The 6,483-nt window shown below is 57.1% G+C and carries 4 protein-coding genes and 1 pseudogene; 1 reads left to right on the plus strand and 4 read right to left on the minus strand.

Going from position 1 to position 6,483, the window contains the following annotated elements; translation table 11 throughout:
- On the plus strand, positions 1-1,008 hold a 1,008-nt coding region (locus B2W52_RS01715), incomplete at its 5' end, for a TrkH family potassium uptake protein (RefSeq protein ID WP_286801063.1).
- A 3-nt stretch (positions 1,009-1,011) separates the two neighbouring features.
- Here B2W52_RS01715 and glgP read toward each other — a convergent pair.
- From glgP to malQ, 4 genes and pseudogenes are all read right to left on the minus strand, one after another.
- Entirely contained in the window at positions 1,012-3,546 is a 2,535-nt protein-coding gene (gene glgP, locus B2W52_RS01720; RefSeq protein WP_273083814.1) for an alpha-glucan family phosphorylase, read from the minus strand.
- Between the two features lie 30 nt (positions 3,547-3,576).
- A pseudogene (locus tag B2W52_RS01725) lies at positions 3,577-4,347 on the minus strand (SDR family NAD(P)-dependent oxidoreductase).
- 27 nt (positions 4,348-4,374) lie between these two features.
- Complete coding sequence (locus tag B2W52_RS01730) at positions 4,375-4,734, minus strand: PilZ domain-containing protein (protein ID WP_049784470.1); 360 nt, start codon at positions 4,732-4,734, stop codon at positions 4,375-4,377.
- Positions 4,735-4,834: 100 nt separating this feature from the next.
- Complete coding sequence (gene malQ / locus B2W52_RS01735; protein ID WP_108018595.1) at positions 4,835-6,328, minus strand: 4-alpha-glucanotransferase; 1,494 nt, start codon at positions 6,326-6,328, stop codon at positions 4,835-4,837.
- Between the last annotated feature and the right edge of the window lie 155 nt (positions 6,329-6,483).

Below are 6,483 nucleotides of genomic sequence, written 5' to 3' on the forward strand. Positions count from 1 at the left end.
GTACTCCCGTTTCTGCGGGTCGGCGGCATGCGGCTGTTCGCCACCGAGTCTTCGGAATGGACCGACAAGGCTCTGCCAAGGATGAAAACACTCAGCCGTGGCTTGCTGGTGGTTTATCTGGCGTTTTCGATCATTGCGGTGGTTACCTACTGGTTTTCTGGCATGACGCTCTTCGATGCCTTCAACCATGGTCTTACCAGCATCGCCACCGGTGGCTTTTCCACCTCGGATCTGTCCATGGGCAAGTTCAATGATCTGATCCTCATGGAAGCCACATTTTTCATGATTATCGGCAGCTTGCCCTTCTTCCTTTTCGTGCGTGAAATGCATGGCCAACACGGCGTTCTTTTCCGGGATCAGCAGGTGCGATTGTTTCTCGCTATCCTGTTTTTCGTACCGCTGCTTCTAACTCTTTACCGCTGGATGGTGTCACCGGTCCCCTTCGATCCCATCCATAACTATGCCTCTACCCTGTTTAACGTCACTTCTGTGGTAACCACCACCGGCTATGCCTCCGAAGATTATTCGGCCTGGGGCCCTCTGGCGTTCGTGCTGTTCTTTTTCCTGATGTTCGTGGGCGGCTGCTCTGGTTCCACGGCCGGCGGCATGAAAATCTTCCGGTTCCAGCTTTCCCTGATCATCCTGCGTGAGCAGTTGATGCGCCTGCTGCACCCTCGTGCGGTTCTTACCCGTAATTACAATGGCCGGGCCGTGAGTGATGAGATTATCTCGTCGATGATCGCCTACACGTTTATCTTCCTGCTCTGTCTTTTGCTGATCACGGTTGCCCTGGCCGCCATGCAGCTGGACTTTGTCACGGCACTGTCCGGCGCCCTCACCTCGCTGACCAATGTCGGCCCCGGCCTTGGGGACATAATCGGCCCTGCGGGTAATTTCGGGCCGCTTCCCGATGCGGCAAAATGGGTACTGTCTGTGGGTATGCTGATGGGGCGTCTGGAGATACTGAGCGTGGTGATCGTTCTATCGCCGGCATTCTGGCGCAGCTGAGGCCTACCTGAGCCAGAGTATGGCGGGGTTTTCCAGGGGAAGGTTCAGGCGTTCATCCCGCACTCGCAGGCGCGGCGTGTAGTGTCCTTCGGGGCGTGGAGGCACTGTGCATTCATAAAGATAGGTATGAGGGGAACCACCCAGCGGATGTTTCATCTGCATGGCCGTAATGGTTCTTGGGCCATGCTCGGAATCCTCTGCAACAAGCTCTACTGCAATCCGCTGCTCGTCAATTCCATCCAGATAGACTTCCACGGTGAAAGTCTGGCTACCCGAATCTTCGCTTGTATTGAAGCTGTTGAAACGCAACCGGGACCAGTGCCTGGAGATTTCTCCGTATTCACCAATTAACTCCCTTGCAGTCTCGGAGCTGCGCCGGCTCCCCATTTCTGCCATGGGGAGATAGAACTGCTCTACGTATTCCCGCACCATCCGGTTGGCAGAATAGGCCGCCGTCAGTTGATCCATGCTTGCGCGCATACGTCCAACCCAGTTCCGGGGAATACCTTCGCTGTCGACGTCATAGAACCCGGGAATTACCTCGTTCTCCAACAGATCAAACAGCTGTTCCATGTCTGAGAGATCGTGGTCGTGATTGTTTGACCCGCTTAGCTCGTCAAACGTAGCGCCAGGTCGAATAGCCCAGCCCACATCCGGGTTCCAGGCCTCCGCCCACCAGCCATCGTACTGTGACAGGTTCAGTCCCCCGTTCACGAGTACCTTCATGCCACTGGTGCCGCAGGCTTCCCAAGGGTGTCTCGGACAATTGAGCCACACATCCACGCCCTGGATAAGCTGGTTGGCCACGCCCAGATCGTAGTCTTCAATAAACACCACCTTGCCCTCGACATCCGGTCGCCGGGAGAAGGCTTTCCATCGCCGGATGATGTCTTTCCCCGGGAGATCGTAGGGGTGGGCCTTGCCTGCAAGCACAATCTGAATCGGGCGATCGCGGCTGGCAAGCAGTTTGAGCAGGCGCTCCTGATCCTTGAGCAGGAGATCTGGTCGCTTGTATTCCGTAAACCGGCGGGCAAAGCCCAACGTGAGGGTTTCATGGTCCAACAAAAGGCCACACGCGGCTTCATGGTTGTTTCCGGGGTTTTGTTCGCAATGCTGGCTTGCAAGCCTTCGCCGGAGGTAGGTAATCAGCCTTGCGCGCTCCAGGCGCCTCATTTCCCATAATTCTTCGTCGGCGATGTTTGTCATCGGGCAGGTGCTCTGGAGAGGCCTGCGCCAGCGATCCTTGCCACAGGCCCGGGTCCAGATGGCGTCGGATTCCGGAGAATCCCAGCTCGGCGTGTGGATGCCATTGGTCACGTAGTCCGCCGGAATGTCTTCGGCTGGCCAGCGCGGGAAGAAAGGTTGGAAAATGGTCTGGGTGACCTTCTGGTGGATGCGGCTGACACCGTTGAACCGACCACACATATTGAGGGCCAGCAAGGCCATATTGAGTTTAAGGTCAGTCGACTGATTGTCTGCGTTTGAGGGCTGGCTTCCCAATGCCAGCAATTGATCGACATTCAGGTCGCGGCCTTCGAGCCAGGGTGTCAGATACAGTCGCAATAGCGATCGGGAGAAATGATCAAAGCCGGACGCCACCGAGGTGTGCGTGGTAAACAGATTGGTCGCCCTGGTTGCGGTTCGAGCTGTCTGGAAATCACTTTCATGGTCGTCCTGCCAGCTGAAGGCCCTCTCTATGAGCGCCAGGGCACAGTGGCCCTCATTCAGATGGCAGAGTGACGGCGATTTCCCAAGTTGTTCCAGCAGGCGCCAGCCACCGATGCCCAATACCATTTCCTGCTGCAGGCGCTTTTCCGGGTCACCGGTATAGAGTTCGCTGGTAATACCGCGGTCGCCCGGTTCGTTTCGGGGGTCATTGCTATCGAGCAGCAAAAGCTCGCATCGGCCCACCTGGGCTTTCCAGGCCCGAAGGCGCACGTGTCGTCCCGGGAAAGGCACAATCACCCTCACCCACTGGTCGTCAGCGTCCCGCAGGGGCGAGACGGGCAGCATGGTGGGGTCGTTGTATGGGTAGAACTCCAGCTGTTCGCCATCGGTGCTGATGGCCTGGCGAAAGTAGCCCTGCTGGTACAGCAGACCTACCGCCATGACTGGTGCACCCAGATCGCTGGACGCCTTCAGAAAATCGCCGGCCAGGACGCCCAGACCACCGCTGTATAGCGGCAGCGATTCGCTCAGACCATATTCCATGCAGAAATAGGCAACGCCCTCGCCCAGATCGCCCGGACAATCGGTCGAATACCAGGTGTCAGCCTCTGTAAAAGCCTGGTGAGCATGAATCTGCTCACGGTAGCGTTGCTGAAAGTCGGGGTCTGCGGCCAGTTCTTCCAGCCGCTCCCCGGACACGCTGTTCAAAACCAGCCACGCGTTCCGCGTGGTGTCCCAGATGTCCGAATCAAGAGCGCGCCAGAGCTCATCGGTACCGTGATGCCAGGTCCACCGAAGGTCCAGCGCCAACTGGAACAATCCGTTCAGGGATTCCGGCAAGGGCCGCGGTGTATAGGCTGCCAGGGTCAAATTTGAACTCCGCTCAGGTTGGTCGGGACATCATCGAGCGGTATAACCGCCATCAATCACCAGTTCACTCCCGGTCACAAACTTGGATTCGTCGGAGGCGAGATAGACAGCGCCCCAGGCAATATCATCCGGCTCGCCCATGTGACCGACAGGATGCATTGCCGCCGTGGCCTTTTTAGCTTCCTCCGGGTCCTGTCCGGTCGTTTTGAGGTGGGCCTCAACCAGCGGGGTCCATATAAACCCGGGGTGAATGGAATTGCAGCGAATGTTTTCAGTGGCATACAACAGGGCGTCGGTTTTGGACATCAAACGCACGGCGCCCTTGGAGGCATGATAAGGCGGAATATCCGGCGCACTCACCAGCCCATAAATGGATGACAGGTTGATAATGCTGCCAACGCCCGCTTATTTCATGTGGGGAATGGCGTGCTTGGTGCAGAAAAACACGCCCTTGACGTTCACATCCTGAACATGGTCCCACTCTTCTTCCGTGAGTTCATGGGTCGGCTTGTTCGCCCCGGCAATGCCGGCGTTGTTCACCAGTACAGTCGGGCTACCGAAGGTATTGGCAACGGCGTCCAGAACCTGTTTGACCTCTTGTTCCTTGCTTACGTCACAGTGCCAGTAACCCGCCTTCAGACCGCGGCCTTCAAGTTGTTTAGCCAGGGCCTCTCCCTCGGAATCCTGGCAGTCGAGAATGGCGACAGCAGCGCCCTCCTCTGCCATTCGGAGCGCTGTTGCGGCTCCGATGCCAACGGAGCCACCGGTGATCACGGCCACTTTACCTTTAAGTCGTTCCATGAACAGATCCTCTCCCTTGGGTGTTCTTCAGGCTTGTTTCCTGCGGGCAGGAAAATAGTTGACTGGCATGTGGTGGTTTTTAAGCCAGTTGATCAGTGAAGAAATTGTAAAACTGTCGTTCTCGACGCCTTCAAAATCGACACCAAGGCCGCGGTCTGACTTCCGCACAACATGGGCCTTCAGCCGACGGAACCGCTTTTCCTGGGTATCCGGAAAACGGAACTCCAGTTCCACCGTCTGGTTTAACTGAACGTCAGTGTAGTCCGTGGCAATGAACAGACCACGTTTGGAGGCATCGCGAATCTGACCGGTCGCAACCGGCATCCCGCGCTTGTATACCAACAGACCAAGCTTTCCCTGTACGCGTTTACTGAGTCTGTGTTCCATGTTCCCCCCTCGTGACTCATCTTGAACGCCAATTGTTGATACTGCTTGTGTGTTATATCGAAGGTTGGGGCCCGCCTCTTTGATGCTGATCAAAAAATGCTCAGACCGGAGGAAGGCGCCCATGTCGTTTTACCGATTCAGCGATTATTTTCGACAAGTCTTTCTCGGGAAAATTCCAGTCCAGTTGCCATGTCCAGTTATTTGTAATGGTGCCCGGCGTATTGAACCTTGCCTCGGTTCCAAGACCGAGGAAATCCTGCATAGGCACCACGGCCAATGAGCAGACCGAACGGAACGCCGCTTCAATTACCGGCCATGGCATCCCATCACCACTGGTGGCCAGATAATCGTTCACATAGTGCCGGGTACGGTCATCCAGGCTGCGGTACCACCCCAGTGTTGTGTCGTTATCGTGGGTGCCGGTGTAGACAAGATCCCGGGGCTGGTGGTTGTGAAGCAGATGCGGATTGTTTGGGCTGCCGTCGAAGCCAAACTGCATCACCGTCATCCCTGGCAGTCGGAAGCGATGACGAAGTTCTTCCACATCGTCGCTGATGATGCCGAGATTTTCGGCCACCAGGGGTAAATCCGGGAAGCGGTCGAAGCAGGCCTGTAGAAAATGGTCAGAGGGGCCGGGAACCCAATAGCCGTTTCGTGGTTGAGGAGCTTCAGCCGGGATCTCCCAATAGGCCTGAAGCCCCCGAAAATGGTCTATCCGGATCAGATCGAACAGATGGCGCTGGCTTTCGAGCCGTTGAAGCCACCACTGGTAGCCATCTTCCGCCATGACCTGCCAGTTGTAGAGTGGATTACCCCAGTGCTGACCTTCCTCGGAAAAATAGTCCGGCGGCACACCGGCAACCACAGTAGGTTCGCCCCGGGCGTCCAGTTTGAAGAACTGTCGGTTGGCCCAGACATCGGCGCTGTCTTGAGCGACAAATATGGGGATATCACCAAACAGCAAAACATTGCGGCTTCGTGCATAGTCCCTGAGTGCCTGCCACTGGTGGTTGAACAGGAACTGCTCAAACCTGATGCGAGCCAGTCTGGCCTGGTTCTGGTCGACAAAGGCCTGCAAGGCAGCCGGCTCCCGATCCCTCAAGTGCTCTGGCCACTGGAGCCAGCCTGGCGACTCCTGAACCTCCCGGATTGCGCAGAACAGACAGAAATCATCCAGCCAGTAATCATTTCTTGCCCGGAAAGCTTCAAATCCGGCCAGATCAAGGCCCTTCCGGCCTGTGGCATGGCCCTCGTAAAACCGTTGGGCGGCGATGGCCAGCAGCTGCTGGCGGGATTCGGCGATGGGCTGGGCCAGTTCAGCATCGGCCAGCAGTCCGGTCTGCAGCAGTTCAGCGAGGTCAATAAAATCCTGGTTGCCCGCGTGGGCACTCAGGGACTGGTACGGTGAAAGATCCTGGTGGGTTGGTCCAATAGGCAGTGTCTGCCAGATGGTGATGCCACTGTCGGCCAGAAAATCGACGAACCGGCGGGCGCCGGCGCCCAGAACACCGAGGCTTCCGGGCAGGCAGGTCGGGTGAAGCAGCACACCGGCCCTTCGGGCACTGAACAGATCCTTGTCGTTCGCTGAAGTCATGCAGGATGGTCCGCCTCATGGCCCGGCCGCATGGTGCCGCCGCGAGCTGGTTCCCCGCTGCCCTGGCTGAGCTTCTGAAACACGGATGGCGGCGCCGGGTAGCCGATCATTTCATAGAGGTTGACGAGGTGACGGCGATACAGATGCTCAAAGTC

The sequence above is a fragment of the Marinobacter sp. UBA2498 genome, assembly GCF_002341575.1.
GTDB lineage: Bacteria > Pseudomonadota > Gammaproteobacteria > Pseudomonadales > Oleiphilaceae > Marinobacter > Marinobacter manganoxydans.

Bases quoted from the DNA above. Each gene is read 5' to 3' on its own strand.
- B2W52_RS01730 (WP_049784470.1), bottom strand. From the start codon at position 4,734: ATGGAACACAGACTCAGTAAACGCGTACAGGGAAAGCTTGGTCTGTTG.
- malQ (WP_108018595.1), bottom strand. From the start codon at position 6,328: ATGACTTCAGCGAACGACAAGGATCTGTTCAGTGCCCGAAGGGCCGGT.